The 26,569-nt window shown below is 64.7% G+C and carries 26 protein-coding genes; 16 read left to right on the top strand and 10 right to left on the bottom strand.

Annotated elements, in window-relative coordinates; all coding sequences use genetic code 11:
• The first annotated feature begins 26 nt into the window (after nt 1-26).
• The 16 genes from paaE to AC1RJW_RS10455 all read left to right on the top strand — a co-directional run bounded on the left by paaE (nt 27) and on the right by AC1RJW_RS10455 (nt 17,851).
• Nucleotides 27-1,106: a 1,2-phenylacetyl-CoA epoxidase subunit PaaE gene (gene paaE, locus AC1RJW_RS10530; RefSeq protein ID WP_493044870.1), complete on the top strand. Its 1,080-nt coding sequence runs from the start codon at nt 27-29 to the stop codon at nt 1,104-1,106.
• Between the two features lie 92 nt (nt 1,107-1,198).
• Nucleotides 1,199-1,990: a 2-(1,2-epoxy-1,2-dihydrophenyl)acetyl-CoA isomerase PaaG gene (gene paaG / locus AC1RJW_RS10525; protein ID WP_493044869.1), complete on the top strand. Its 792-nt coding sequence runs from the start codon at nt 1,199-1,201 to the stop codon at nt 1,988-1,990.
• A 1-nt stretch (nt 1,991) separates the two neighbouring features.
• Complete coding sequence (gene paaH, locus AC1RJW_RS10520) at nt 1,992-3,557, top strand: 3-hydroxyacyl-CoA dehydrogenase PaaH (protein WP_493044868.1); 1,566 nt, start codon at nt 1,992-1,994, stop codon at nt 3,555-3,557.
• Nucleotides 3,550-3,996 (top strand): hydroxyphenylacetyl-CoA thioesterase PaaI, encoded by a 447-nt coding sequence (paaI, locus tag AC1RJW_RS10515; protein WP_326459268.1) that lies wholly within the window; start codon nt 3,550-3,552, stop codon nt 3,994-3,996. Before paaH ends, paaI begins: the two co-directional genes overlap by 8 nt.
• A 69-nt stretch (nt 3,997-4,065) precedes the next feature.
• The gene (gene paaK, locus AC1RJW_RS10510; RefSeq protein WP_493044867.1) at nt 4,066-5,394 is read left to right on the top strand and encodes a phenylacetate--CoA ligase PaaK; all 1,329 of its coding nucleotides are present in this window, start codon (nt 4,066-4,068) and stop codon (nt 5,392-5,394) included.
• A gap of 22 nt (nt 5,395-5,416) precedes the next feature.
• A complete protein-coding gene (pcaF, locus tag AC1RJW_RS10505; RefSeq protein ID WP_493044866.1) occupies nt 5,417-6,622 on the top strand; it encodes a 3-oxoadipyl-CoA thiolase in 1,206 nt (401 codons plus the stop codon).
• An 83-nt stretch (nt 6,623-6,705) separates the two neighbouring features.
• Nucleotides 6,706-7,857 (top strand): ABC transporter substrate-binding protein, encoded by a 1,152-nt coding sequence (locus tag AC1RJW_RS10500; RefSeq protein ID WP_070224248.1) that lies wholly within the window; start codon nt 6,706-6,708, stop codon nt 7,855-7,857.
• A 72-nt stretch (nt 7,858-7,929) separates the two neighbouring features.
• Nucleotides 7,930-8,808 (top strand): branched-chain amino acid ABC transporter permease, encoded by an 879-nt coding sequence (locus AC1RJW_RS10495; protein WP_166446361.1) that lies wholly within the window; start codon nt 7,930-7,932, stop codon nt 8,806-8,808.
• Entirely contained in the window at nt 8,805-9,788 is a 984-nt protein-coding gene (locus tag AC1RJW_RS10490) for a branched-chain amino acid ABC transporter permease (protein ID WP_493044865.1), read from the top strand. The genes AC1RJW_RS10495 and AC1RJW_RS10490 overlap by 4 nt, the downstream gene beginning before the upstream one ends.
• A gap of 1 nt (nt 9,789) precedes the next feature.
• Nucleotides 9,790-10,545 (top strand): ABC transporter ATP-binding protein, encoded by a 756-nt coding sequence (locus AC1RJW_RS10485; RefSeq protein WP_493044864.1) that lies wholly within the window; start codon nt 9,790-9,792, stop codon nt 10,543-10,545.
• Complete coding sequence (locus tag AC1RJW_RS10480) at nt 10,545-11,276, top strand: ABC transporter ATP-binding protein (protein ID WP_493045152.1); 732 nt, start codon at nt 10,545-10,547, stop codon at nt 11,274-11,276. The genes AC1RJW_RS10485 and AC1RJW_RS10480 overlap by 1 nt, the downstream gene beginning before the upstream one ends.
• A 91-nt stretch (nt 11,277-11,367) precedes the next feature.
• Nucleotides 11,368-11,982 (top strand): phenylacetic acid degradation protein PaaY, encoded by a 615-nt coding sequence (gene paaY / locus AC1RJW_RS10475; protein ID WP_493044863.1) that lies wholly within the window; start codon nt 11,368-11,370, stop codon nt 11,980-11,982.
• A gap of 101 nt (nt 11,983-12,083) precedes the next feature.
• Nucleotides 12,084-14,135 carry a phenylacetic acid degradation bifunctional protein PaaZ gene (gene paaZ, locus AC1RJW_RS10470; RefSeq protein ID WP_493044862.1) on the top strand — a complete coding sequence of 684 codons (2,052 nt, stop codon included), beginning with the start codon at nt 12,084-12,086 and terminating at the stop codon, nt 14,133-14,135.
• Between the two features lie 396 nt (nt 14,136-14,531).
• Complete coding sequence (locus tag AC1RJW_RS10465) at nt 14,532-15,794, top strand: hypothetical protein (protein ID WP_493044861.1); 1,263 nt, start codon at nt 14,532-14,534, stop codon at nt 15,792-15,794.
• A gap of 10 nt (nt 15,795-15,804) precedes the next feature.
• On the top strand, nt 15,805-16,212 hold the full coding sequence (locus AC1RJW_RS10460; protein ID WP_070224256.1) for a type 2 periplasmic-binding domain-containing protein: 408 nt from the start codon (nt 15,805-15,807) through the stop codon (nt 16,210-16,212).
• 61 nt (nt 16,213-16,273) lie between these two features.
• Nucleotides 16,274-17,851 (top strand): methyl-accepting chemotaxis protein, encoded by a 1,578-nt coding sequence (locus tag AC1RJW_RS10455; protein WP_493044860.1) that lies wholly within the window; start codon nt 16,274-16,276, stop codon nt 17,849-17,851.
• A gap of 40 nt (nt 17,852-17,891) precedes the next feature.
• On the opposite strand, the gene AC1RJW_RS10450 is transcribed toward AC1RJW_RS10455, so the two are convergent.
• The 10 genes from AC1RJW_RS10450 to AC1RJW_RS10405 are packed head-to-tail and all read right to left on the bottom strand — an operon-like array spanning nt 17,892 to nt 26,566.
• Nucleotides 17,892-19,115: a M24 family metallopeptidase gene (locus AC1RJW_RS10450; protein WP_493044859.1), complete on the bottom strand. Its 1,224-nt coding sequence runs from the start codon at nt 19,113-19,115 to the stop codon at nt 17,892-17,894.
• Between the two features lie 45 nt (nt 19,116-19,160).
• Complete coding sequence (locus AC1RJW_RS10445; RefSeq protein ID WP_493044858.1) at nt 19,161-19,697, bottom strand: type II secretion system protein; 537 nt, start codon at nt 19,695-19,697, stop codon at nt 19,161-19,163.
• Nucleotides 19,684-20,058 carry a type IV pilin protein gene (locus tag AC1RJW_RS10440; protein ID WP_493045151.1) on the bottom strand — a complete coding sequence of 125 codons (375 nt, stop codon included), beginning with the start codon at nt 20,056-20,058 and terminating at the stop codon, nt 19,684-19,686. The genes AC1RJW_RS10445 and AC1RJW_RS10440 overlap by 14 nt, the downstream gene beginning before the upstream one ends.
• 14 nt (nt 20,059-20,072) lie before the next feature.
• The gene (locus tag AC1RJW_RS10435; RefSeq protein ID WP_493044857.1) at nt 20,073-20,543 is read right to left on the bottom strand and encodes a type II secretion system protein; all 471 of its coding nucleotides are present in this window, start codon (nt 20,541-20,543) and stop codon (nt 20,073-20,075) included.
• Nucleotides 20,540-22,420: a secretin GspD/PilQ domain-containing protein gene (locus AC1RJW_RS10430; protein ID WP_493044856.1), complete on the bottom strand. Its 1,881-nt coding sequence runs from the start codon at nt 22,418-22,420 to the stop codon at nt 20,540-20,542. Before AC1RJW_RS10430 ends, AC1RJW_RS10435 begins: the two co-directional genes overlap by 4 nt.
• Nucleotides 22,417-22,956, bottom strand: coding sequence for a hypothetical protein (locus tag AC1RJW_RS10425; protein ID WP_493044855.1), 540 nt, complete (start codon nt 22,954-22,956; stop codon nt 22,417-22,419). Before AC1RJW_RS10425 ends, AC1RJW_RS10430 begins: the two co-directional genes overlap by 4 nt.
• Complete coding sequence (locus AC1RJW_RS10420) at nt 22,953-23,573, bottom strand: hypothetical protein (protein ID WP_493044854.1); 621 nt, start codon at nt 23,571-23,573, stop codon at nt 22,953-22,955. The genes AC1RJW_RS10425 and AC1RJW_RS10420 overlap by 4 nt, the downstream gene beginning before the upstream one ends.
• Entirely contained in the window at nt 23,561-24,103 is a 543-nt protein-coding gene (locus tag AC1RJW_RS10415) for a hypothetical protein (RefSeq protein ID WP_493044853.1), read from the bottom strand. The genes AC1RJW_RS10420 and AC1RJW_RS10415 overlap by 13 nt, the downstream gene beginning before the upstream one ends.
• The gene (locus tag AC1RJW_RS10410; protein ID WP_493044852.1) at nt 24,094-24,882 is read right to left on the bottom strand and encodes a hypothetical protein; all 789 of its coding nucleotides are present in this window, start codon (nt 24,880-24,882) and stop codon (nt 24,094-24,096) included. Before AC1RJW_RS10410 ends, AC1RJW_RS10415 begins: the two co-directional genes overlap by 10 nt.
• Complete coding sequence (locus tag AC1RJW_RS10405; protein WP_493044851.1) at nt 24,869-26,566, bottom strand: GspE/PulE family protein; 1,698 nt, start codon at nt 26,564-26,566, stop codon at nt 24,869-24,871. The genes AC1RJW_RS10410 and AC1RJW_RS10405 overlap by 14 nt, the downstream gene beginning before the upstream one ends.
• Nucleotides 26,567-26,569: the final 3 nt, after the last annotated feature.

The raw sequence follows: 26,569 nt of genomic DNA, 5'->3' as shown, positions 1-26,569 counted from the left end.
CGTTCCGAAGAAACTGGAGATGAAGCATGAGTAAATTTTATCCGCTGTGCGTAGCGAACGTGCGCAACGAAACGCGCGACACCATCGCCGTCACGTTCGACGTGCCAGCCGAGCTGCAGCAGCAGTTCCGCTTCCAGCAGGGCCAGCACCTGACCCTGCGCGCCCATATCAATGCGGAAGACGTGCGCCGCTCGTATTCCATCTGTTCGGCGGTGCAGGACGGCACGCTGCGCGTGGCCATCAAGCGCACGCCAGGCGGCGCCTTTTCCACCTGGGCGAACGACACCTTGAAAGCCGGCGCCACCATCGACGTGATGCCGCCCATGGGCCACTTCAACGTGCCGCTCGACTGCGTCAACCGCAAGCACTACCTGGCGTTTGCGGCCGGCAGCGGCATCACGCCCATCCTCTCCATCATCAAGACGACCCTGCTGGCGGAACCCCTGAGCCGTTTTACTCTGTTCTATGGCAACCGCGCCTCGTCGTCCGTCATCTTCAAGGAAGAATTGACGGACTTGAAGGATGTGTACCTGGAGCGTTTGAACCTCGTCTACGTGATGAGCCGCGAGCAGCAGGACATCGAATTGTTCAACGGCCGCATCACGCAGGAAAAATGCGAGCAGTTCCTGCAGCACTGGATCAAAGTCGAAGACTACGACAACGCGTTTATTTGTGGCCCGGAAGACATGATGCTGGGCGTGTCCGCTGCCCTGCAGGCGGCCGGCATGCCCAAGCAGAATATCAAGATCGAACTGTTCGCCGCCAGCATCCCGAAAAACGCCCACAAGCCGCGCGCCCAGCTGGCTGCGGATGCCGTGCAGGAAACGGAAGTGACCGTCATCATGGACGGCAACCACACCACCTTCATGATGGACAAGGACAAGGAGTCCATCCTCGACGCGGGACTGCGCAGTGGGCTGGACATGCGCTACTCGTGCAAGGGCGGCGTATGCTCGACCTGCCGCTGCAAGATCCTCGACGGCAAAGTCGAGATGGACGTCAACTACGCGCTGGAAGACTACGAAGTGGCGCGCGGTTTCGTCCTCAGCTGCCAGAGTTTTCCGCTGACCGACAAGGTGATTGTCGATTTCGATCAGGCAGAATAGTCGCAAACCCCAAACAACATCTGGGGTCGGACCTTAAGGTCCGACCCCGGCAGTGGCACCTGGGTTAAAAATAAACGTACACGAGACACGCCATGACCTACCAAAACATCCTCTTCACCATTGAGCAGGGTATCGCGACGCTGACCCTGAACCGTCCCGACAAGCTCAATAGCTTTACGCAAGCCATGCACGAGGAAGTGCGCGACGCGATTGCGCAAGTGAACGCCGACAGCACCGTGCGCGTCTTCGTGCTGACGGGCGCGGGCCGCGGCTTTTGCGCGGGCCAGGATTTGTCCGACCGCGCCGTGGAACCCGGTTCGAAGGGCGTGGACCTGGGCGAATCGGTGGAAAAGAACTACGCGCCGCTGGTGCTGGCCTTGAAAGCCCTGGCTATGCCCGTGATCTGCGCCGTCAACGGCGTGGCCGCGGGTGCGGGCGCCAACCTGGCGCTGGCTTGCGACATCGTCATCGCCGGCAAGTCGGCCAGCTTCGTCGAAGTGTTCTGCAAGCTGGGCCTGATTCCGGATACGGGCGGCACCTTCTTCCTGCCGCGTCTGATCGGTTCGGCACGCGCCATGGGACTGGCCATGCTCGGCGAAAAACTGACGGCCGAAAAGGCCGAGGACTGGGGTTTGATCTGGAAATGCGTGGACGACGCCGAATTGGCGGAAGAGACGCGCAAGCTGGCCGTGCACTTTTCCACGGCGCCGACCAAGGGCCTGGCGTACACCAAGCAGGCGCTGGGTCTCAGTGGCGCCAATACCCTGCCGCAGCAGCTTGCGCTGGAAGCGCGCATGATGAGCGATCTCGGTAACAGCGACGATTACCGCGAAGGCGTGGCCGCCTTCATGGAAAAACGCACACCGCAATTCAAGGGACACTGATATGGCAGCTTTGGATAACAACAGTATCGTCGCCGTCATCGGCAGCGGCGCCATGGGCGCCGGCATCGCGCAGGTGGCAGCTGCCGCCGGCTACAGGGTCAAACTGTACGACGCGCGCGCGGAAGCGGTGAGCAAGGCTTTGCTTGATATCGGCAAGATGTATGCGAAGCTGGCCGAGAAGGGCCGTATGACGGCGGACGAAGCCACGGCCGCCACGGCGCGCCTGCAGGCGGCCGGCAGCCTGGCCGACATGAGCGGCGCCGCATTGGTAGTGGAAGCGATCGTGGAAAACCTCGACGTCAAGCGCGGCCTGTTCGCCGAACTCGAAGCGTTAGTCAGCGACGACTGCATCCTGGCGACGAATACCTCGTCGATCTCCGTCACGGCGATCGCCGCCAAGCTGCGCCGGCCGGAACGCCTGGTCGGCATGCATTTCTTTAATCCCGTGCCCCTGATGGCGCTGGTGGAAGTGATCAGTGGCCTGGCCACCAGCGAGCAAGTCGCCGCCACCGTCTACGACACCTCGATTGCCTGGGGCAAGAACCCCGTGCATGCGAAATCGACACCGGGCTTCATCGTCAACCGAGTCGCCCGTCCGTTTTATGCGGAAGGCTGGCGCCTGTTGAACGAGCAGGCGGGCGATGCCGCCACCATCGATGCCGTGCTGCGCGAAGCGGGCGGTTTCCGCATGGGGCCATTCGAATTGATGGACCTGATCGGCCATGACGTGAATTTCTCCGTTACGCAATCCGTATTCGGCGCCTATTTCAACGACCCGCGCTTCACGCCGTCCGTGCTGCAGCAGGAAATGGTCAACGCCGGTTTCCTGGGGCGCAAATCGGGCCGTGGTTTTTATCTGTACGGCGAAGGCGCCGCTGCCCCTGTCGCGCAGGCGGAAAGCACGCAGCCGAAGCCGGAATTCGTCGCCCTGTCGGCCGCCATCGGCGGCGATGGCCGTGGCCACAGCGGCATCATCCGCAGCCTGGTGCAGCGGCTGGAACAGGCGGGCGTCACCGTCAGCCGCCGCGTGACGCAGGAAGGCCAGGCGCATGACGAGGCACCGGCCCTGCATTGCCATGGCGCCGCGATCTATCTGACCGATGGCCGCAGCGCCACCCAGCGCGCGCACGACAACCAGCATCCGGACACGGTGCTGTTCGATCTGGCGCTCGATTACGCCAGTGCAAAGCGCATCGCCGTGGCCCGTGCCGACCAGTGCAGCGACGACGCCTATGCGGCCGCCGTCGGCCTGTTCCAGGCGGCCGGTTTCACCGTCACGCACCTGGACGACGTGCCTGGCTTGGCCGTCATGCGCACGGTCGCCATGCTGGCCAACGAGGCGGCCGACGCCGTCAACCAGGGCGTGTGCACGGCGGATGCCGTCGATATCGCCATGCAAAAGGGCGTCAATTATCCGCGCGGACCGCTGGCCTGGGCCGATGCGGTAGGCGTTCAACAGATCGTGACCGTGCTGCACCACCTGGCGCAAGGCTATGGCGAAGACCGCTACCGGGTCTCGCCGCTGTTGCGCCGCAAACTCGCCAATGGAGCACCGTTTCATGCATAAGGAAGACCATATTCACGCCGCCCAGGCTTTGGCCGAAGCGGCTGCCGCCTCCATGCTGTCGCGCGATAACGCCACCGCCGCCATGGGCATCGCCCTGGCCGACGTGGGCCCCGGCCATGCGCGCATGACGATGACGGTGCGCGCCGACATGCTCAATGGCCACCAGACCTGCCATGGCGGTTTCATTTTTGCCCTGGCCGACAGCGCCTTCGCCTTCGCCTGCAACAGCTACAACATGAACACCGTGGGCGCCGGCTGCACCATCGACTACCTGGCGCCAGGCCGCGAAGGCGACGTGCTGACGGCGCACGCCGTGGAGCAGGCGCTGGCGGGCAAGAGCGGCGTCTACGACGTCAAGGTCAGCAACCAGGAAGGGCGCGCCATCGCGCTCTTCCGCGGCAAGTCGATCCGCGTGGCGGGCGAAGTCATTAGCGGTTGAACAGCACAAGAGCAGGTTTGAACTGCCGCAGCCGATTTGAAAAATTGAAGAACCGATTAGGAGACAGAAATGGTCCAACGCTATCCCGCCCCGAATGACCTCGAGCCGATCGAGCGCGCCAGCAAGGATGAACTGCAGGCGCTGCAGCTCGAACGCATGAAATGGACGCTCAAGCACGCTTATGACAACGTGCCCCATTACCGTGCCGCCTTTGACGAAGCGGGCGTGCATCCGGACGATCTCAAATCCCTGTCCGATTTGTCGAAATTTCCGTTCACCGATAAAAAAGTCTTGCGCGACAATTACCCGTTCGGCCTGTTCGCCGTGCCGCGCGAGCAGGTGGTGCGTATCCACGCATCGAGCGGTACCACGGGCAAGGCCACGGTGGTCGGCTACACGCAGAACGATATCGACACCTGGGCCAACGTGGTGGCGCGCTCGATCCGCGCCGGCGGCGGCCGCGCGGGCGACATGGTGCATATCTCGTATGGCTACGGCCTGTTCACGGGCGGCCTGGGCGCGCACTACGGCGCCGAGCGCCTGGGCTGCACGGTCATCCCGATGTCCGGCGGCCAGACGGAAAAGCAGGTGCAGCTGATCCAGGATTTCAAGCCGTCCATCATCATGGTCACGCCGTCGTACATGCTCAACATCATCGAGGAATTCACGCGCCAGGGCCTGGACCCGGCCGAATCGTCGCTGAAGGTGGGCATCTTCGGCGCCGAACCGTGGACGGACGCCATGCGTTCGGAAATCGAGGCGCGCGCCGGCATCGACGCCGTCGACATCTACGGCCTGTCCGAAGTGATGGGGCCTGGCGTGGCGTCCGAATGTATCGAGAGCAAGGACGGTCCCGTCATCTGGGAAGACCATTTTTACCCCGAGATCATCGATCCGGAAACGGGCGAAGTGCTGCCGGACGGCGAAGAGGGCGAACTGGTGTTTACCTCCTTGTCGAAAGAGGCGCTGCCCATCATCCGCTACCGCACGCGCGACCTGACCCGCTTGCTGCCGCCGACCTCGCGCTCGATGCGCCGCATCGGCAAGATCACGGGCCGCTCCGACGACATGCTGATCATTCGCGGCGTGAACGTCTTCCCCACGCAGATCGAGGAACTGATCCTCAAAATGCCGAAGCTGGCGCCGCAATACCAGCTGGTCGTCACGCGCGACGGCCACCTCGACAAGCTCGAAGTGATCGCCGAGCTGCGCATCGACCTGACGGCCACCATCTCGGCCAGCGAAACGGACGCCCTGGCGCGCGAGCTGGAACACCGTATCAAGACGCACGTGGGCGTGAGCACGCGCGTGCGCCTGGTGGCCGCCGCCGGCATCGAACGCACGCTGACGGGCAAGGCCCGCCGCGTGGTCGACCAGCGCCCGAAGATTTTCTCCTGATAGCCCGAACAAGGAAGCAAACATGAACGAAGCCTTTATCTGTGACGCCGTGCGCACACCTTTCGGCCGCTACGGCGGTGCCTTGTCCAGCGTGCGCGCGGACGACCTGGGCGCGCTGCCGATTGCCGCGCTGATCGCCCGCAACCCCTCCGTCGACTGGTCCGCCATCGATGACGTGTTCTACGGCTGCGCCAACCAGGCGGGCGAGGACAACCGCAACGTGGGCCGCATGGCCGCGCTGCTGGCGGGCTTGCCGGCGGCAGTGCCGGCCAATACCATCAACCGCCTGTGCGGCTCCAGCCTGGACGCCGTGGGCATGGCCGCCCGCTCGATCAAGGCGGGCGAGGCGGAACTGATCATCGCCGGCGGCGTGGAAAGCATGACGCGCGCGCCTTTCGTGATGGGCAAGGCCGACAGCGCGTTCTCGCGCGCGGCGAAAATCGAAGACACGACCCTGGGCTGGCGCTTCGTCAACGGCAAGATGAAGGCGCAGTACGGCATCGACACCATGCCTGAAACGGCGGAAAACGTGGCCGTGGAATTTCGCATCAGCCGCGCCGACCAGGACGCGCTGGCCTTGCGCAGTCAGCAGCGCTGGGCCGCCGCCAACGCGGCCGGCGTGTTCGATCGCGAAATCGTGCCCGTCGCCGTGCCGCAAAAAAAGGGCGAGCCGAAGATGGTGACGATGGATGAACATCCGCGTCCGGACACCTCGCTGGAAATGCTGGCGAAACTGAAAGGCGTGGTGAAAGCGGATGGCACGGTCACGGCCGGCAATGCCTCGGGCTTGAACGACGGCGCTTGCGCGATCTTGCTGGCGTCCGCCGCCGCCGTGGATAAATACAAATTGACGCCGCGCGCAAAGGTGCTGGGCATGGCCACGGCCGGTCTGGCGCCGCGCATCATGGGCTTCGGTCCGTCGCCGGCGTCGCGCAAGGTGCTGGCGCAGACCGGCCTCACCATCGAGCAGATGGACGTGATCGAACTCAATGAAGCGTTTGCCGCGCAGGCCCTGGCCGTCACGCGCGACCTGGGCCTGGACGACGATGCGGCCCACGTGAACCCGAATGGCGGGGCGATTGCCATCGGCCATCCGCTGGGCGCATCGGGGGCGCGCCTGGTGATGGCGGCGCTGAACCAGCTGGAGCGCACGGGCGGACGCTATGCGCTGTGCACCATGTGCATCGGCGTGGGACAGGGTATTGCTGTCGTCATTGAACGCGTATAAAAAAGTAAAACAAAAAAAAGGCGCAGGCTTGCAAAAAAGCGCCAACCATAATTGACCGTAGTGCCAACCTGGTGGAGACCATAATGATTGCCAATATCTTCAAGAAAACCCTGATCGCCGGCGTGCTGGCCATGACTGCCGCGGGTGCGTACGCGGCCGACAACATCAAGATCGGTTCCGTGCTGTCCGTCACGGGACCTGCCGCCTTCCTGGGCGACCCGGAACTGAAAACCCTGCAGCTGTATATCGAGAAAATCAATGCGGCCGGCGGCGTCCTGGGACGCAAGCTGGAACTGGTGCACTACGACGACGGCAGCGACGCGGCCAAGGCCAACGGTTTTACCAAGCGCCTGATCGAGTCGGACAAGGTCGACGTGCTGATCGGCGGCACCACCACCGGCGCGACGATGGCGATGGCGCCGCTGGTGGATCGCGCCAGCATGCCGTTCATCTCGCTGGCGGGCGCCGTGGTCATCATCGATCCGGTCAAGAAATGGGTCTTCAAGACGCCGCATACGGACCGCATGGCGGCCGAGAAGGTGTTCGAGGACATGAAGAAGCGCGGCATCAGCAAGGTGGGCCTGCTGTCGGAAACGAGCGGCTTCGGCGCCTCGGGCCGCAAGGAGTCGCAGATCGTCGCTTCCAAATATGGCATCACCCTGGTGGCCGATGAAACCTACGGCCCGAAAGACACGGACATCACGGCGCAGCTCACGCGCATCAAGAATACGGCTGGCGTGCAGGCCGTCTTCGTCTTCGGCCTGGGCCAGGGCCCGGCCGTCGTGACCAAGAATTACGGCCAGCTGGGTATGGCCGCGCTGCCGCTGTACCAGTCGCATGGCGTGGCGTCGGACGAATACCTGAAGCTGTCGGGCAAGGCCGCCGAAGGCGTGCGCCTGCCGACGCCGGCCCTCTTGATCGGCGCCATGCTGCCCGACAGCGACGCGCAGAAGGCCGTCGTCGTCGGCTACGACAAGACGTATAAAGAGCGCTACAAGATCGATCCGTCGACCTTTGGCGGCTATGCGCTCGACGCGCTGAACCTGTCGGTGGACGCCATCAAGCGCGCCGGCGGCACGGACCGCGAAAAAGTGCGCACGGCACTGGAACAGACCAAGGGTTTTGTGGGCACGACCGGCGTGTTCAACATGTCGGCCAAGGACCACATGGGCCTGGATCTGTCGGCTTTCCGCATGGTGGAAGTGAAGAACGGCGAATGGCAATTGTCGAAGTGATGTAAGCCAGAGTACCTGCGCGAGGCCGTCCTCGAAGGCGGCCCGCGCATAGCCGAACATAATGGAGACACCATGGAAGTCGCTCAATTTCTACAATTTCTGTATTCCGGGATGACGGTCGGTTCCGCCTACGCGCTGGCGGCGCTGGGCTTTACCATCATCTACAACACCAGCGGCGTGATCAATTTCGCCCAGGGCGAATTCATCATGCTGGGCGGGATGCTGGCCGCCGTGATGTCGGCCGCCGGCGTGCCGCTGCCGCTGGCCATCATCCTGGCCGTCATCGCCACCGGTCTGGTGGGCCTGTTGATGGAAAAAACCGTGATCGAACCGGCGCAAAACGCGCAGGTCATCACCCTCTTGATCATCACCATCGGCGCTTCGCTCGTGCTGCGCGGCCTCGTGCAAATCTGGCTGGGCAAGGATACGCATTCTCTGCCGGCCTTTTCCGGCGACGCGCCGATCGATTTTTTAGGTGCCAGCCTGCTGCCGCAAAGCCTGTGGGTACTGGGCGTGACGGTCGTCATCGTGCTGGTGCTGGGCTGGTTCTTCGGCCGCACCCTGATGGGCAAGGCCATGCTGGCCACCTCGCACAACAAGCTGGCCGCGCAACTGGTGGGCATCAACACGCGCAAGGTGCTGCTGTTCTCGTTCGGCCTGTCGGCCCTGCTGGGCGCGGCGGGCGGCATCCTAGTCGCTCCGATCACGTATACCTCATATGACGCGGGCATCATGTTGGGCCTGAAAGGCTTTGTCGCCGCCGTATTGGGTGGCCTGGGCGGCGGCGCAGGCGCGATTGCCGGTGGCCTGATCCTCGGCATCGCCGAAGCCATGACGGCCGGCTACATCTCGTCGGCCTACAAGGACGCGGTACCGTTCGTGCTGATTCTATTGATCCTGTTCTTCCTGCCGCAAGGCTTGTTTGGCGCTAAAAATTCGGAGCGTGTATGAAGAATTTCCTTACCCGCTCGCGCCATGGCGGTTTGCTGGTGCTGGCCCTGGTGCTGGCCATCCTGCCGCTGTTCCTCAGCAATGCGTTCTACTATGACGTGGCGATCCGCATCGCCCTCAACGCCATCGTCGTCATCGGCCTGAACCTCTTGATGGGCTATACGGGCCAGATCAGCCTCGGCCACGCGGGCTTCTATGGCCTGGGCGCGTATGCGTCGGCCGTGCTGACCACGCACTATGGCTGGCCGCCGCTGGCCGCCTTGGCCGCCGGCGCCGTCGCTACGGGCCTGCTGGCGTTGCTGCTGGCCCGTCCTGTACTGAAACTCAAGGGCCATACCCTGGCCATGGCGACCCTGGGACTGGGCATCATCATTTCCATCGTGATCAACAACGAGACGCAATGGACGGGCGGTCCGGACGGCATCGGCGTCTCCGCCTTCAGTGTCGCCGGCCTGGAAATCGCCGGCGAAAAATCGTGGTACCTGGTGTGCGCCGTGCTGCTGTTGCTGGTCACGTGGCTGGCCCTGAACCTGATCGATTCGCCCGTCGGCCGCGCGCTGCAGGCCATCCACGGTTCTGAAGTGGCGGCCCGCGTGGTCGGCGTCGACACGACGCGCTTCAAGGTGCGCGTGTTCGTGCTGTCGGCCGTCATCGCCAGCATCGCGGGCAGCATCAGCGCCCATTACATCGGTTTCATCACGCCCAACCTGGCCGGCTTCTTCCACTCGATTGAGCTGGTGACGATGGTGGTGGTGGGCGGCATGGCGTCGATCTTCGGTTCCATCATCGGCGCCGCGCTGTTGACGGTCTTGCCGCAACTGCTGTCCAGTTTTGAAGGCTGGGAAACGGTGGTGTTCGGCGTGATCCTGATGGTGACCATGATCTTCATGCCAAAGGGCCTGGTGCCTAGTCTGGCCAGCCGTTCGCGCAAGCGTTCTGCTACGCCGAAAGCACCGCCTCAATCTGCACGGGAGGTGTGAGATGCTGACGATTAACAACCTGAGCAAGAGCTTCGGCGGCGTGCATGCGGTGCAGGACGTGAGCTTTACCGTCAAGGAAGGCAACATCCACTCCGTGATCGGGCCGAACGGCGCCGGCAAGACGACCTTGTTCAACCTGATCACCGGTGTCTACACGCCGACCAAAGGCGAGATCCTGCTCAATGGCGAGGACGTGGCCGCCATGTCGCCCGATGCATTGGCGCGGCGCGGCATGAGCCGCACCTTCCAGAACCTGCAGGTGTGCATGAACATGACGGCCATCGACAATGTGATGGTGGGCGCGCACCTGCGCCTGAACCAGAACCTGTTCGCCTCCATGCTGCGTTTGCCTTCCGTGCGCCGCGCCGATGCGGCCTGCCGCGACGAGGCGGCGGGGCTGATGGAGTTTGTCGGCGTGGGCCGGCATATCGATGACGAGGCGGGGCAGATGTCGTATGGCGCGTTAAAGCGCCTGGAAATCGCCCGCGCGCTGGCGGCCAAGCCGAAAGTGCTGCTGCTCGATGAACCGGCCGCGGGCCTGAACCACACGGAGACGGGCGAGATCGAAGCCCTGATCCGCAAGGTGGCGCAATCGGGCGTGACGGTGGTGCTGGTCGAGCATGACATGAAACTGGTGATGAATTTGTCGGACCATATCCTGGTGCTCGACTATGGCAAGAAGCTGGCCGAAGGGACCGCCGCCGAAGTGCGCGCGAACCCCGACGTGGTGGCGGCATACCTGGGAGTGGCGGCATGATGAAGATGGAAAAACCTCAGACACCGCTGGTGCTCGATATCGCCGACCTGACCAGCCATTACGGCCGCATCCAGGCCCTGCACGGCATCGACCTGCAAGTGCGCCAGGGCCAACTGGTGGCGCTGGTGGGCGCCAATGGCGCCGGCAAGACGACTTTGCTGCGGACGATCTCCGGCGTGCAGCCGATCAGCGCCGGCAGCATCGCCTTTGCCGGCCAGGACGTCAGCCGCATGAGCGCCGACAAGCGCGTGCGCGCCGGCATCTGCCAGGTGCCGGAAGGGCGGCAAGTGTTCGGCCCCATGACGGTGGAAGATAATCTGCGCCTGGGCGCGTTTACACGCCCCGCACAGGACGTGGCGGGCGACATGGAGCGCATGTACGGCCTGTTCCCGATCCTGAAGGAAAAGCGCTTGCTGCTGGCCGGGACGCTCTCCGGCGGGCAGCAGCAGATGCTGGCCATGGCGCGCGCGCTGATGGGCCGCCCGCAACTGCTGCTGCTCGATGAGCCGAGCATGGGCCTGGCGCCGCTCCTGATCGCGGAAATTTTCCGCATCGTGGCCGAGCTGCGCGACCAGGGGATCACCATCTTCCTCGTCGAGCAGAACGCGCACGCGGCCCTGTCGATCGCCGACGTGGGCTATGTGATCGAGACGGGCGCCATCACCCTGTCCGGTCCCGGACCCGAATTGCTGCATAACGAGCAGGTGCAAAGCGCGTACCTGGGTATGTGAAGACGTAGGTCGGATTAGCGGGGGCGCCGAGCCGCTTGCGCGTAATCCGACATCAGCCGCTACGGCTGGCAATAAAGTTTTGGAGAACAACATGGTCAAAGTCTACGAAATCAACGGCGTCACCCCCGTCGTCCACCCCAGCGCCTATGTGCACCCGTCGGCCGTACTGATCGGCGACGTGATCGTCGGTCCGCGCTGCTATATCGGCCCGCTGGCCTCGATCCGCGGCGACTTCGGCCGCTTGATTCTGGAAGAGGGGGCGAACCTGCAGGATACCTGCGTCATGCACGGTTTTCCCGGCTGCGACACGGTGGTCGAAGTCGACGGCCATATCGGCCATGGCGCCGTGCTGCACGGCTGCCGCATCGGCCGCAACGCGCTCGTCGGCATGAACGCCGTGGTGATGGATAACGCCGTCATCGGCGAGGAATCCATCGTCGCCGCCATGAGTTTCGTCAAGGCGGGCATGCTCGTCGCGCCGCGCAGCATGGTCGTGGGCACGCCCGCCAAGGTGATCCGCGCGCTGACCGACGATGAAATCAAATGGAAAAGCTCGGGCACGGGCCAGTACCACGAACTGGCCGTGCGTTCGATGCAGACGATGCGCGAGGTGGAAGCGCTGACGCAAGTCGAGGCGAACCGCCAGCGCCTGAATTTTGAATCCGCATTGCCGCTGCACCTGCACAAGAACGCCGCAGCGCAATAACCTTTAACCCTTTAAATGCTGGGGTCAGTCCTTTCAAGATCGGAATAGATGCCATTGGCATCCATTCCCCCGACGGCTCTGACCCCTAACGGAGAATCCACATGGCTCACATATCCACCCTGCAAAGCCTGATCGCCGGCCGCTGGCTGGGCGAAAACGCCGCCGTGCCCCTGCACAGCGCCTTGAACAACCGCGTCATCTATCACACGCATGCGGAAAAGATCGACTTCGACGAAGCCGTCACGTATGCGCGCAAGACGGGCGTGCCGGGCCTGATGGCGCTCGATTTCCAGCAGCGCGCCGCGCGCCTGAAGGCGCTGGCCCTGTACCTGGTCGAACGCAAGGAAGAACTGTATGCGATCTCGCACCTGTCCGGCGCCACGCGCGCCGACAGCTGGGTCGATATCGAAGGCGGCACGGGCACCCTGTTCGCCTACGCCAGCATGGGCAGCAACGAGCTGCCGTCGTCGAATGTGCTGCATGAAGGCCCGGCCATCGCGCTGGGCAAGAAGGGCGGCTTCGCCGGTACCCACATCCTGGTGCCGCGCGGCGGCCTGGCCGTGCACATCAACGCCTTCAACTTCCCCATCTGGGGCTTGCTGGAAAAATTCGCGCCCAGCTTCCTGGCGGCCATGCCCTGCATCGCCAAGCCGGCCACGGCGACCAGCTATCTGACGCAGGCCGTCGTGCGCATGATGCATGAATCGGGCCTGCTGCCGGCCGGCAGCCTGCAGCTGGTGATCGGCTCCACGGGCGACTTGCTGGACCGCCTGAATGGCCAGGATTTCGTCACGTTTACAGGATCGGCCGCCACGGCCGCCAAGCTGCGCACCAATCCGAACCTGATCGCCCAGTCCGTGCCGTTCAACGGCGAAGCCGACTCGCTCAACTGCGCCATCCTGGCGCCGGACGTCACGCCCGACGACGTGGAATTCGACCTGTTCGTGAAGGAAGTCGTGCGCGAGATGACGGGCAAGTCGGGTCAGAAGTGCACGGCGATCCGCCGCATCATCGTGCCCGAGCACCTGATGGACGCCGTCGGCACACGCCTGCGCGAGCGCCTGGCCAAGGTGGTGGTGGGCGACCCGTCCATCGAAGGCGTGCGCATGGGCGCGCTGGCGTCGAAAGAGCAGCAGAACGACGTGGCCGAACGGGTTGCCACGCTGTCGCAGGGTAACGAAGTGGTGTTCGGTGTGGCCGACGGATTTAATCCGCTCGGCGATGGTGCACAGGACGGCAGCTTCTTCTCGCCGACCCTGCTGATGTGCCGCGACGCCTTCGGCAACGATGCCGTGCATGATGTGGAAGCGTTCGGCCCGGTCAGCACCATGATGGGTTACAAGGACATTGACGAGGCGCTGGCCCTGGCCGCGCGCGGCAAGGGCAGCCTGGTGAGCACCCTGGTGACGCGCGATCCGAAGATAGCCGCGCGTGTAGTGCCGCAAATGGCGGCCACGCATGGCCGCGTACATGTGCTCGAGCGCGTGGCCTCCGTCGATTCGACGGGCCATGGCTCGCCCCTGCCGCAGCTGAAGCACGGCGGCCCTGGCCGCGCGGGCGGCGGCGAAGAGCTGGGCGGCGTGCGCGCCGTGCGCCATTACCTGCAACGGGCGGCCGTGCAAGGCTCGCCGACCATGCTGGCGGCCATCACGGGCGAATACGTGCGCGGCGCGGACGTCAATGAAAGCCCGATCCACCCGTTCCGCAAGCATTTCGAGGATCTAAAGACGGGCGACTCGCTGCTGACGCACCGCCGCACCGTTAGCGAGGCCGACATCGTCGCCTTCGGCGGCATCTCGGGCGACTTCTTCTACATGCACTTCGACGAAATCGCCGCCAAGGAATCGCAGTTCGGCAAGCGCATCGCCCACGGCTACTTCGTGCTGTCGGCCGCCGCCGGCCTGTTCGTCTCGCCCGGCGTCGGCCCCGTGCTGGCCAACTATGGACTGGACAACCTGCGCTTCGTCGCGCCTGTCGCCATCGGCGACACCATCCGCGCGCGCCTGACCTGCAAGCGCAAGGTCGACCGTAACCGCAAGGACGTCTTTGGCGTGGGCCAGGGCGTGGTCGCGTGGGACGTGCAGGTGACCAACCAGAACGAGGAACTGGTGGCCAGCTACGACATCCTGACCCTGGTGTCGAAGCGCGAGTAAGTCCGAGAGTAAGCGTCTCCGGCAGGACTGGTGTGAATGGCGCCGCCCGCGAACTTCGCGCGGGTGGCGCTTTTTTTATGCGGGTTCTTTTGGTCTTGAATTATCCATAAGTGTATGAAAAATATAGGCTAAGTGTGGTTTTGCACAGCGTGCTATTTAGATAAACCCCTCTAGAACGCGTGCTTTTTTCATCAAAAGCGACGAATTTACGCATTGCTGCAAGAAAACTTTCCAACGTAAAACCTTTTCTATGTAGCATGGTTTTACTCACTGGTCACGCCGCCATGCACGCCCAAGGCGATGGCGGCGCGAAAAAAAGGACCCGGCCCTTTACGGCCGGTGAGCCCTCGACCGCGAGTCCCATTCCACGTTCACCGCTACGGGTATTTAATTACTATGAATAAACACGTCCTGATTTTCATGCTGGCCATGCCCCTGGCCATCAGCCACGCGTATGCGGAAGAAGTCGATGGCCCCGCCGTCAAGATTAGCGGTTACGGCACTGCCGCCCTGACCATGGCCGATACGGACAACGCGCAGTTTGCGCGCCCGAACCAGGCTGCCGGCGCCGGCCGCACCGCCCGCACGGGCGTCGATTCCAACCTGGGCTTGCAAGCCAATGTCACCGTCAACCCGTGGCTGTCGGCCACCGTGCAGGGCCTGGCGCGCAAGGATGGCGAGGATGATGTCGGCGCCGAACTGGCGTGGGCCTTCGCCAAGGCCAAGGTATCGGACAGCTTCAGCGTGCGCGTCGGCCGCATGGGCCTGCCAGTCTTCATGATTTCCGATTATCGCAACGTGGGTTATGCCAACACCATGCTGCGCCCGCCCGGCGAAATGTATTCGCAGGTACCGCTGAACAGCATCGACGGCATCGACGGCACCTACCAGTTCAGCGCGGGCGATACCAGCATCACCACGCAGCTGGCGCTGGGCCGCACCAAGGCCACCCTGGCCACGGGTCCCGCTTCGACCGTGCAGGTGGAGGGCAAGTCCATCGTCGCCTTGAACGTGGTGGCTGAGCATGGCCCCGTCACCGTGCGCTTCGGCCGGGCCGAGACCAAGTTGACGATCAACGATTCGCCGAGCCTGAACACCTTGATGGGCAGCTTGCGCGCGGCCGGCAGCGGCTACCGGATCGCCCAGCTGGGCGCCCTGGCCGATGCGCTGGAAGTCAAGGACAAGAAGGCGTCGTTTACCTCCGTGGGCCTGGGCCTGGACTGGAACAACGTGCTGCTGCAGTCCGAATATGCGAAGCGCAAGACGGACAGCTATGTCAGCGACAGCACCTCGTGGTATGTGATGGGCGGCTACCGCCTCGGTGCTTTCCTGCCCTACTACAGCCACGCCAGCCTGAAGGCCGATGGCCGCGTGAACAACACCGTGCCCGCATCCTGCCCTGCCGGCTATCCGGCCGCCTGTACGCCGACCCTGCGCGCCCTGTCGGCCGGCGTCGAGACCCTGGCCACCATGCGCAACCAGCTCGAGCAATCGACGGACAGCATCGGCGTGCGCTGGGACTTCCACCGTTCGGCCGCGCTGAAAGTGCAGATCGACCGCATCAAGCCGAAGAATGGCCCTGGCCTGTTCGTGCAAGCCAAGCCGGGCTTCCATGGTCCCGTCACGGTGGCTGCCGCCGCCATCGATTTCGTTTTCTGAGGAGCGCCGCATGAAACCATTGATCTTGAATGTGGCTGCCTTGCTGGCGCTGTCGACAGCCGTTCCCGCCATGGCCGAAGTGGTCGTGGTGGTCAATCCGAAAAGCGCCGCTGGCGCCATGACGAATGAACAGGTGGCGCAATTCTTCCTCGGTAAATCGACGGCCATGACGCCGATCGACCAGCCGGAAAGCGCCCCCGTGCGCGCCGAGTTCTACAAGAAGGTGACGGACAAGGAACCGTCGCAAGCGAAGGCCCTGTGGTCCAAGCTGGTCTTCACGGGCAAGGCCACCTTGCCGAAGGAAGTGGCCAACAGCGCCGACGTGAAGAAGGCCGTGGCTGCCGATCCGAAAGCCATCGGCTATATCGAAAAGAGTGCCGTCGACGCCAGCGTCAAAGTGGTGCTGACGGCGCCATAAAGCCGGCCCGGGCCGCACGCCATGCGGCGGCCCGATAATTCATCAGAATCAGGAGACAGCAATGAGCATCAAACGCAAGATATGGGCGCTGCCTGTCGTCTCGGCCGTGATTTTCGGGCTGGGGCTGGCCGTCAGCGCCTACCTGTCCACGGCCACGCTCAATTCCATCCACGCCACGGAAAGCGCAGACTATCCCGTGCTTGACCTGGCCAAGTCGCTGACCCTGGACGTGGCCGCCGTCGCCGACGCCCTGCGCGATGCCGTCAGCGAAGGCGACAAGGAACGCATCGGGCAAGTCGGCGACCAGGCTACCAAGCTGCACGCCAGGCTGGGCGACTTTGCGGCGATCCCCGGCCAGCGCGAGCACGGTGCGCGGCTGGCCAGGGAATTCGATGCCTACTATGCGCCGGCCCTGAGCGCGGCGCGCATCATGCTGGAAATGGAAGAGGGTGACCCGCAGGCGACCGTGGCGCGCATGCAGGGCGCGCTGGCGGTGCTCAATGCCGACCTGGCAAAGACCAATGAACAGGCGCAAGCGCAGTTCAGGCAGGGCATAGAACGCAGCGCTGCCAATGTGCGCAATGCGCTCAATACCAGCATCGCCGTAGCGCTGGCCGTCATCGTTTGCCTGGTGGCCGTGTCGCATTTCGTCGTGCGCGCCATCTGGCAGCAGCTGGGCGGCGAACCCGAATATGCGCGCCAGATCGCGCGCGCCGTGGCCGATGGCGACCTGTCGATGCACATCGTGACCGAGGCGGGCGACCAGGACAGCCTGCTGGCGGCGCTGAAGGACATGCGCGCCAAGCTTGGCAGCATGGTCTCCGATATCAAGGCGTCGGCCGAAACCATCCAGGTGGCCAGCGCGGAAATCGCCCAGGGCAATGCGGACCTGGCCGCGCGCACGGAATCGCAGGCGGGCAGCCTGGACCAGACGGCGCGCAGCATGGACAGCCTGACTTCCACCGTGCGCGACAACGCCGCCAACGCGGGCCAGGCGCATGCGCTGGTGGTGTCGGCATCGTCGGTTGCCGTGAAGGGCGGGCAGGTGGTCAGCCAGGTGGTCACCACCATGGGCGAGATCAACGATGCATCGAAACGCATCGTCGACATCATCGGCGTCATCGACGGCATCGCCTTCCAGACGAACATCCTGGCCTTGAATGCGGCCGTGGAAGCGGCGCGCGCCGGCGAACAGGGGCGTGGCTTTGCCGTAGTGGCGTCCGAAGTGCGCAACCTCGCGCAGCGCAGCGCGGCAGCGGCGCGCGAGATCAAGCAATTGATCGGCGATTCGGTGGCCAGGGTGAATGTCGGCTCGAAGCTGGTCGACGAGGCGGGTCTGACCATGGGCCAGATCGTCGATTCCGTGAAAAAGGTGGCCGACATCATGGCCGAGATCAGCGCCGCCAGCCAGGCGCAGAGCGCCGGCATCGGCGACATCGGCGTGGCCATCGGCAGCATGGACCAGATGACGCAGCAGAATTCCGCGCTGGTGGAAGAGGCGTCGGCGGCGGCTGAATCGCTGCAGGAACAGGCCGTGCAGCTGGGCACGGCGCTGGCCGTGTTCAAGCTGGCGCAGGGTGCTGTGTCGGATTACGCGCTGCGCGCTAATCCGACCTACCAGGTATTGGCGTATGCGTAGGTTGGATTAGCGCAGCGTAATCCAACACAGGAGCGCCGGCTTACGTGCGCAAGCCGAACGGATCGTCGATGCTGTGCGCCGGTTGCGTGAACCAGCGCGGTCCGTTTTCCGTCATATAAAAATGGTCTTCGTGGCGGATGCCGAATTCGCCGGGGATGCAGATCATCGGCTCGTTCGAGAAGCACATGCCCACGTCGAGCGGCGTCGTGTCGTTGCCCACCAGGTAAGGCCACTCGTGGATATCGAGGCCGATGCCGTGGCCCGTGCGGTGCGGCAGTCCGGGCAGCTTGTAGCCGGGGCCGTAGCCGTCCGCTTCCAGCGAGACGCGCGCGGCGCGGTCCACGTCGCCGCACGGTACGCCCAGCCGGGCGGCCGCGAATGCGGCTGCCTGCGCGGCCTTTTCGCTGTTCCATACGCTGCGCTGGCGCTCGCTGATCTGTCCGAAAACATAGGTGCGCGTGATGTCGGAGATGTAGTTCATCACCTGGCAGCCCGTGTCGATCAGCACCGTGTCGCCCGCCTTCAGGGTTTGCACGTAATTCACGCCATGCGGATAGGCGGTCGCCTCGCCGAACAGCACGATGCAGAAGTACGAGCGGGGCGCCCCCACTTTGCGGTGCGCGCGCTGGATGAATTCTTCCACTTCCACCGTCGTGATGCCTTCGTACAGCATGCTGGCCGTGGCCACGTGCACGGCCAGGGTCATGTCCATCACGCGCTGCATCAGGGCGATTTCCGCCTGTGATTTTCTGCTGCGGCAGTACGCGGTGACGGTGCGCGCGTTTTCCAGCGCGTAGCCGGGCGCCAGTGGCTTGATGCCGTCATAGATGAAGAAGGCGGCGCTTTCGCAGATGCCCACGCGCGGCGGCGCGGCCGCATCCTGGGCGATTCCCATGCGCGCCAGCACGTCGACGAACAGCTGGTACGGGCTTTCATGCTCTTCCCAGCAATTGACCTTGCCCTCGATGAGCATGAAGCCTTGCAGGGTGCTTTCCTCGAAGGCGGGGGCGATGTATTCGATGTCGCCGCTGGCCGGCAGGATGGCGCCCACCATGCGTTCGCTGGCATACCATTTGGTGCCCGTGAAATAGGTGAGGTTGGCGCCCGCGTTCAGGTAGATGGCGGCGATGCCCTGTTCGCGCATGAACGCTTGCGCCCTGGCGATGCGTTGCGCATGTTCGTCCTGGCCGATGGCGACCATGCCGCCCGTCATGTCCGACAGCGACGCCAATGCCTGTTCGATGGAAGTGCCACCTATGCTCATGCCTGCTCCTTTGCTCGATGCTGAATATGGAATGCGGGCATGATATCAGTTCGCGCCTTTCGGCTTGAGGCCGGGCGCGCCGCCGGCCGCGTCGGGCGTGGCCAGCACCAGGTCGTGCGGATAGGTGAATTGCCAGTCCGCGTAGCGCTGCTTGCGGCGCAGGCTGGCGTCTTCGTCAAGGAAGTTGTCCTGCTTGATGGGCAGCTGCGGCGACAGCGAATGGATGCCGACGATGCGTCCCTCCTGCCGCAGCACGCCCCATTCCGCCTTGCCCGTGACGGGGTCCGCATACAGGCGGCGCAAGTGCCGCCGGGCGTTGGCAAAGCGCGGGTCGCGCAGCAGTTCCTGCAGGGTCAAGGGATAGCGGGGCCGCCCGTCGGCCGGCGTGCTATCGTAGTAGCGGCCCAGCGCGTTGCGGAATTCATGGCCGATGAACAGCAGCTCGCGTTCCTTCTCGCGACGCGCGGCCGTGGCAAACAGTTCGCTGGCCAGCACCAGGCCCACGCCCATGAAGGCCACCAGCATCAGGGTCCAGATATACGCGAAGCCCCGTGCGCCGCGCCGGAAACTAGAGCTGCTCAAAGGGAATGCCCTCGCGCGTCTTGCCCTTGGCGCCGCTGCGCACGTCGGCCACGCCGCCGATCTCGCCATTCGGCGAAGGGATCAGCTGCCAGGTGGCGGCCGACTCCGTGACAGGATCCAGCGGCACGCTGCGGAAGTAATGGTGGGTCACCAGGTCGGCCAGCGCGGCCGGATATTCTCCCTTGTCGGCATAGTATTTATCGAGGCCGCTCCTGAGCACCTGCAGGTTTTCCTTCAGGGCGACTTCCTTCGATTTTTCCACCGAGCCGAAATAGCGGGGGATGGCGATCGTCAGCAGCAGCGAGATGATCGCCAGCACCACCAGCAGTTCGACCAGGGTAAAGCCGCGGCGTATGGTCATGGTATGCATGGCGGTCACCATTGATTGAGCGGCACGCCGTTCAGGCCCACCTTGGTCGAGCGCGAGGCGACGTCGAACACGTCTTCGCCTTCGCTGGGATTGTCGGGCGGCGAAGCATAGGCGCGCTTGCTCCAGCTGTCGGACGCGCTGCCGGCTTCCCTGGGCTGGAACGGGTCGCGCGGCAGGCGGCGCAGGAAATAGATGTTCTGTTTTGATGGACTGCGCTGGTCGGGCACGCCCTCGACCAGTTCCTCGAGTTTTTTCGGATAGCCGGAAGCGCCCAGCGACAGCTTGATGCGGCCATTGTCCGAAGCGCGCTTGTAGGCGTCGATCGCTTCGCGCATCTCGATCAGGGCGCTGCGCAGTTCCTGCTCCTTCGCCCGTTGCAAGGCCACCTGCGCCATCGGCACGGCCACCGTGGCCAGCGTCGCCATGATGGCCAGGGTGATCATCAGTTCGATGAAAGTAAAGCCTTTATGCTTCACTGGCCACCTTTGCTTGTCTTGTCGGCGGCGGGCGCTTCGTCACCGCCCGTCATGGGCGAGCCGGCGCGCGGCGGGGCTTGCTCTGGCGCGGCGATGGCTTCCTGTGTGCCGCCCACGCTGGCGCGCCCGCCCACGGACGCCTCGGTGCCGGAATTGAATTCGGCCGTCATCAGGTCCGGGCGGCGGATGCTGCGCAGCAGGCGCGGCGTGATCGACAGCACGATCTCGCTGCGCATGGCGTCGTCCTTCTGGCTGCCGAACAGGCGGTTCAGCACGGGCAGTTCGCCCACGCCCGGCACCTTGTTGGCCGTGCCCCGGTCCTCGTCGCTGATCAGGCCGGCCAGCACCTGCGTTTCGCCATCTTTCAGCCGCAACACGGTCGAGGCGCTGCGCGTGCCGATCTGGTAAGCCTGCGTGCCCGTCTTGCTGATCACTTCCTTGACGACGTTCGATACTTCCAGGTTGATCTTGATGGCCACTTCATCGTCCAGGTAGACGTTCGGCTCCACGTCGAGTTTCAGGCCCACGTCGATGTAGTTGACGCTGTCGGAACTGACGCCATTATTCGTCGTGACGGTAATGACGGGCACGCGGTCGCCGATGAGGATCTTCGCCTTTTCCTTGTTCCGCACGCGGATGCGCGGGTTGGCCAGGATATTGCTGTCGCTGTCCGTCTTGTTGGCGTTGAGAGTGACGCCGCCGATACCCAGGTTGATATTCTCGCCATTGATGCGGTGCAAGTCCGCCACCTTCAGGCCGCCCAAGCCGCTGCCGACGCCCGCCAGGGTCAGGCTGGCCTGGTCGGGCCAGCGCACGCCCAATTCCATCAGGCGCGTGCGCTTGACTTCCAGCACCTCGACTTCCAGCATGACTTCCGGGTCGGCCAGGTCCTGCACGTTGATGATGCGCTCGGCCATGCGCACCATTTCCGGCGTATCGCGCAGCATGATGATGCCCAGGCGCTCGTCGGTGACGACGTCCTTGGCCTTGAGCAGGGTCTTGATGGAAAACGCCACCGTCTTGACGTCCGCGTTGGCGAGGAAAAAAGTGCGTACCACCAGCTGCTGGTAATCCTTCACCTTTTGCGGCGTGTTCGGGTAGATCGTGATCGACTTGTCGCTGGTGACGCTTTGCTCCAGCTGATTCGCGCCCAGCAGCATGGCAATCGCCTCTTCGATGCTGGTGTCGCGCACGGAGATGGTGGCGCGCAGGGCGGGATCGACCTCCTTGTCGAAGACGAAGTTCAGGCCCGACACCTTGCTGATGAAGTCGAATACGGAGCGCAGGGACGCATCGCGAAATTCCAGGGTCACGGGTTTGCGGTAGGCGGCCGCCAGCTTGCCGCCGGCCGGCCGGCTTTTGGCCTGCTCGTCGCCGATGCGGCCTTTCAGGGCCAGCGCCTCGCGCTGCGCGGGTCGCTCCTGCAGCACCTGGCGCAAGGCTTCCTGCGCCTGCGCGACATTCGCTTCGCCGCCGCGCTGGTAGCTGGACTGTGCCTCCTGCACCAGCTTGCGGTGCCGTTCATCCTGCGCCACGCCGGCCAGGCCCCGCTGCGCCACGTCGTTGCTGGCGTCCAGCGCCAGCGCCTGCTGGTACAGCGCTTGCGCTTCGGACAGCTTGCCCTGCTGGCGCAGCGCCTCGGCGCGGCCATTGAGGTTGTTCAGCGCGTGCATCCTGCCATTGCTGACGGCGATGCGGTACTTGGCGTTGGTCGGTTCGGCCTGCGCCGCCTGTTCCAGCAGCGCCAGGCCCTGTTCCGTGCGGCCGGCCCCCAGCATGGCCTGGCCGTCGGTATAGGCCTGGTTGCCGGCGCAGGCAGCCAGCAGGGACAGCATCGGCAGCAGGGTAATGCCAGTACGTGGTGTGCGTCGTTTCAATTGATATCCCCTACGGCGAGTGTCTGTTTCAGGTTGAGCGGCAGATAGGTAAATTGCAGGGCGCCCTGCACCACGCCGTCGAAGCGGTAGCGCTCTTCGAGCGTGTCGCCCGGCCGCGCCACCACGTTGCGTTCGCCCGCCTGGAGAAAATAGGCGGCCTTGCCTTCGTCGACGAAGCGGCCAAGGAACTGGAAGGGCAAAGGCGGCGGCGCGTTCGCGTCGACGGCGGCGACAGTGCGCGTGGCCTGCGCCGCCTGCTGGTCGAGCATGATCTTTTTCGGCGTCTCCGGCTGCCAGCTTTGCTTGGCGAACAGGGTGGCCGCTTCCTCGTCGTCGAGCCCCCGGCGCGGTTCGATGGCCAGTGCGCGATTGGCTGGCGCAGTGGCAGTGGTGACGACGAGGGGCGCTGGCGCCACCCGTTCCACCTGGCGCGGCGTGGCCGTGGCCGGCCCCACGATGCTGCCTTCGTCCTCCGGGGCAAAGAGGGCGGCCAGCAAGGTCGCCACGGCGGCGGCTCCCAGTACGGCTTTTTTCATGGGCGCGCCTCCGCCTTCTTGACCAGCAGGATGAACTGGATGCGCGCATCGATCTCGCCCGCCTCGATCTGCTCGCGCTTGAACAGCACGGAGTCGAGCGTCAGCGTGGGCAGCGCCTGCAGGGCGTCGACGATAAAGGTTTGCAGCTGCGCGTATTCGGCCTTCACGGGCAAGGTGATCTGGTAGCGCAAAAAGGCCGTATTGCCGTCTTCCTGCGGCTTGTAGTCGGCCTTGGCCAGGGTGACGCCGCTCTTCTGCGCCACTTCCAGCAAGGCCTTCAACTGCTCGGGAATGCTGTCGCGCGCGGGCAGGTAGGCGTGAAAGGCGGCCAGGCTGTCCGCATCGGCGTCGAGCGTGACGGGCGCCGGCGGCAGCGCCGCCTGTTTCGCCATCATGGCCAGCTGCGCGCGCAATGGCTGCTGGCGTCCGGCCAGCGCCTCGCCCTGCTGCATGGCGACGGCGGCCAGCGCCAGGCTTGCCGCGCCGATGGCGCTGGGCGAGCCCAGGGCACGCCACAGACGCGCCGTTTCCCACGCCAGGCGCGGAGGCAGGCGCAGTTGCAGGCGCGGCCGGGCCACGGGCGTGCCGGCTTTTAACAGGGGTTTTATTGCCGCCATTGCGCCTCCAGCTGAAAACGGTAAGGGTGTTCGGGGGCGTTCGCATTCATCTCGTGCTTGAGCAGATACACGGAGCTGAACATGGGCTGCTGGTTCAGGAAGGCCAGGTAGTTGAGCATGTCTTGCGGGGTTTCCGCCTCGGCGGCGATTTTCAGCACGCTGGCGCCATCCTGTCCCTGCTGCGCGTTCAGGTCCAGCCCCAGCAGGGCCACGCGCACGTCGCGCGGCGCCTGCACCGTCCTGACCAGGCGCGTGACGGGCAGGTTGAGCTGGCGCACGGCGGCGGCCACCTGTTTCAGTTCGATGTCGCGCTCGCGCTGCTGGCTTGCCGAGAGGGGCGCGCGCACGGGACGCGCCGGCTGCAGCTGCGCCAGCTGCGCTTCCAGGCGCCGCGTTTCCTGCGCCTGCACCAGCCAGTACCCGGCGGCCGGCAGCAGCAGCAAGCCGCCCGCCAGGCACAGGGCCAGGCGCCAGCCCTTGAACGTCTGCGCGGCGCCGGGCGGCAGGAATTCCAGGCGGCTCAGGCCCATGCGGCCTCCCGCATCAGGTGGGCGGCGCCGGCCACGGCGATGGGCACGAAGCGTTCTGGCACGTTCGATTGCGGCACGCCGCTCAAGTCGATCAGGGCCACGTGTTCGATGGCGTCGAGCTGCGGCGCGCGCAAGTTCCAGCGCCGCCATGCCCGGTCCAGTTCATCGCCCCAGGCCGCGGCGCAGGACTGGCTGTGCAGGGCCGTGATGCGTCCGCCGCTCGTCGTTGCCAGCAGCAGCCGTCCCGCTTCCACCAGGGCGAAGGCGGCGGGTTTTTCCCCGGCGATGCTGCGCCAGGCCGGTCCGGCGATCGGTTCGATGGACAGGCAGCGCCGGCCATGCGCGGCCGCCGCGTCCTGCACGCCTTGCAGCAGGGCCGCATCGATGCCGCAGGCCAGGCGCGGCATGCCATAGGGAGCGTCGTCGGCGGCCAAGCGCCAGGTCCGCGCGCCTTCGCCATACACGGCGCCGAACTGGCTGTGCAGGAAGCGCTGTGCGCTGCTGCGGTCGAGCAGGGCGCCGCTCCACGGCACCATCAGCATGGCGCACCAGCGGCTGGCCAGGCTGACGGCCAGCGGCAGTTTTTTGCCGCCATCGTGTTCGAGCCAGCCGCGCAGGGCGGCCAGCGCCACTTCCCAGCTGGCGTCGGGATTCGCAATGGGCAGGTGAAAGGCGCTGTCGGGCAAGGGGCGGCCGGCGCGGCGCAGCACGCCGTGCAGCCCGTGCGGGGCCAGGTGCAGGCATACGGTGGCGCGGGTAAGGCGTTCAATAAGTGACACGATTGAGCTCCGCTAAAGTGGTTTCGCCGCGCCGCACCAGGTCCAGGCCCGCTTCGCGCGCCAGGCGGAAACCGTTGCGCGCCGCCTCTTCCTTCATCTGGCTCAGGGGCGCGCGCGTGCAGATCATTTCGCGCATCGTATCGCTGAGCATCAGCACCTCGGCGACGGCCTTGCGGCCCTTGTAGCCGGTGCCGCGGCAGTGGCCGCAGCCTTTGCCGGCCATGAATTGCCAGTCCTGCACCTGATGCAGGGCCAGGCCGCTGTCGCGCAGCTGCTGCGCGTCGGCCAGCACCTCGGCGCTGGCGTCGACGGCGCAATGGGCGCAATTGAGGCGCAGCAGGCGCTGCGCCACGATGCCGTTCAGGGCCGCCGCAAAGCTGTAGGCATCGACGCCCATGTGCAGGAAGCGTCCGACCACATCAAAGACATTGTTCGCGTGCACGGTGGTAAACACCAAGTGGCCAGTGAGCGCGGCCTGCACGGCGATCTGCGCCGTTTCATCGTCGCGGATCTCGCCGATCATGATCTTGTCGGGATCGTGGCGCAGGATGGAGCGCAGGCCGCGCGCGAACGTCAGTCCCTTTTTTTCGTTGACGGGAATCTGCAGCACGCGCGGCAAGCGGTATTCGACGGGGTCTTCGATGGTGACGATCTTGTCGCGCCCCGTGTTGATTTCCGTGATGGCCGCGTACAGGGTGGTGGTCTTGCCGGAACCGGTGGGCCCCGTCACCAGCAGCATGCCGTGCGGCTTGGCGGCCAGGCGGCGGATCTGTTCGATGGCGTCCTCGTTCAGGCCCAGGCTTTCCAGACGCAGCGCCTGCGCCGCCTCCGTCAGCGCGCGCCGGTCCAGCAGGCGCAGCACGGCATCCTCGCCAAAGATATTGGGCATGATGGAAACGCGGAAGTCGATCTCCGCCCCTTTCACGCGCACCTTGAAGCGGCCATCCTGCGGGATACGGCGCTCGGCGATGTCGAGGTCGGCCATGACCTTGATGCGCGAGATGATCTGTTCGGCCATCTGCAGCCCCTGCACCTGGCCCGCCTGCACCAGCACGCCGTCGACGCGGTACTTGATGACCAGGCTGGCCACGTCGCATTCGAGGTGGATGTCGCTGGCCTGGAATTTCAGGGCATCGTAGATGGTGGAGTTCACCAGTTTCACGACCGGGCTGCTGTCTTCGCTGATGCGGATCAGCGAGATGTCTTCGATGCTCTGGTCGAGGCCCGGCACATCATCTCCGTGCTGCATTTCCTGCATCGCCTGCTGCACGCTTTCCTGCTGCTGCAGGTAGGCGGACAGGTCGTCCGGATGCGCCAGCGCCACCGTGAAAGGCGTGGACAGGGCGAAGTCGGCCCATTGCAGCAGGTCCTCGCTGAAGGGATTGCCGATGACGAGCACGGGCGGCGCGCCTGGCGCATCGGGCTGCAGCAGCACGCAGTCGCGCTGGGCGCAATCGGTATAGGGCAGCAGGGCAAAGGCGGGCAGGGCGGCCTGCAGTTCGGCCATCGTCCAGGCCGGATAGCGGAACAGGGCGGCCAGCTGGCGCAAAAAGACTTCGGGCGGCAGGGCTGCCGTTTCCTGCAGCACGGCCATCTGCGGACGGCCCTGTTCCAGCGCGCTCGCGTGGGCCCGGCGCAGCATGGCCGCATCGAGCACGGCCCGTTCTTCGTCGCGTGCGTTCATGAC

The sequence above is a fragment of the Janthinobacterium sp. GW822-FHT07A03 genome (genome assembly GCF_058798815.1).
The sequence above is the reverse complement of the archived record's forward strand: the minus strand, read 5'-3'. Positions and strand labels throughout refer to the sequence as shown.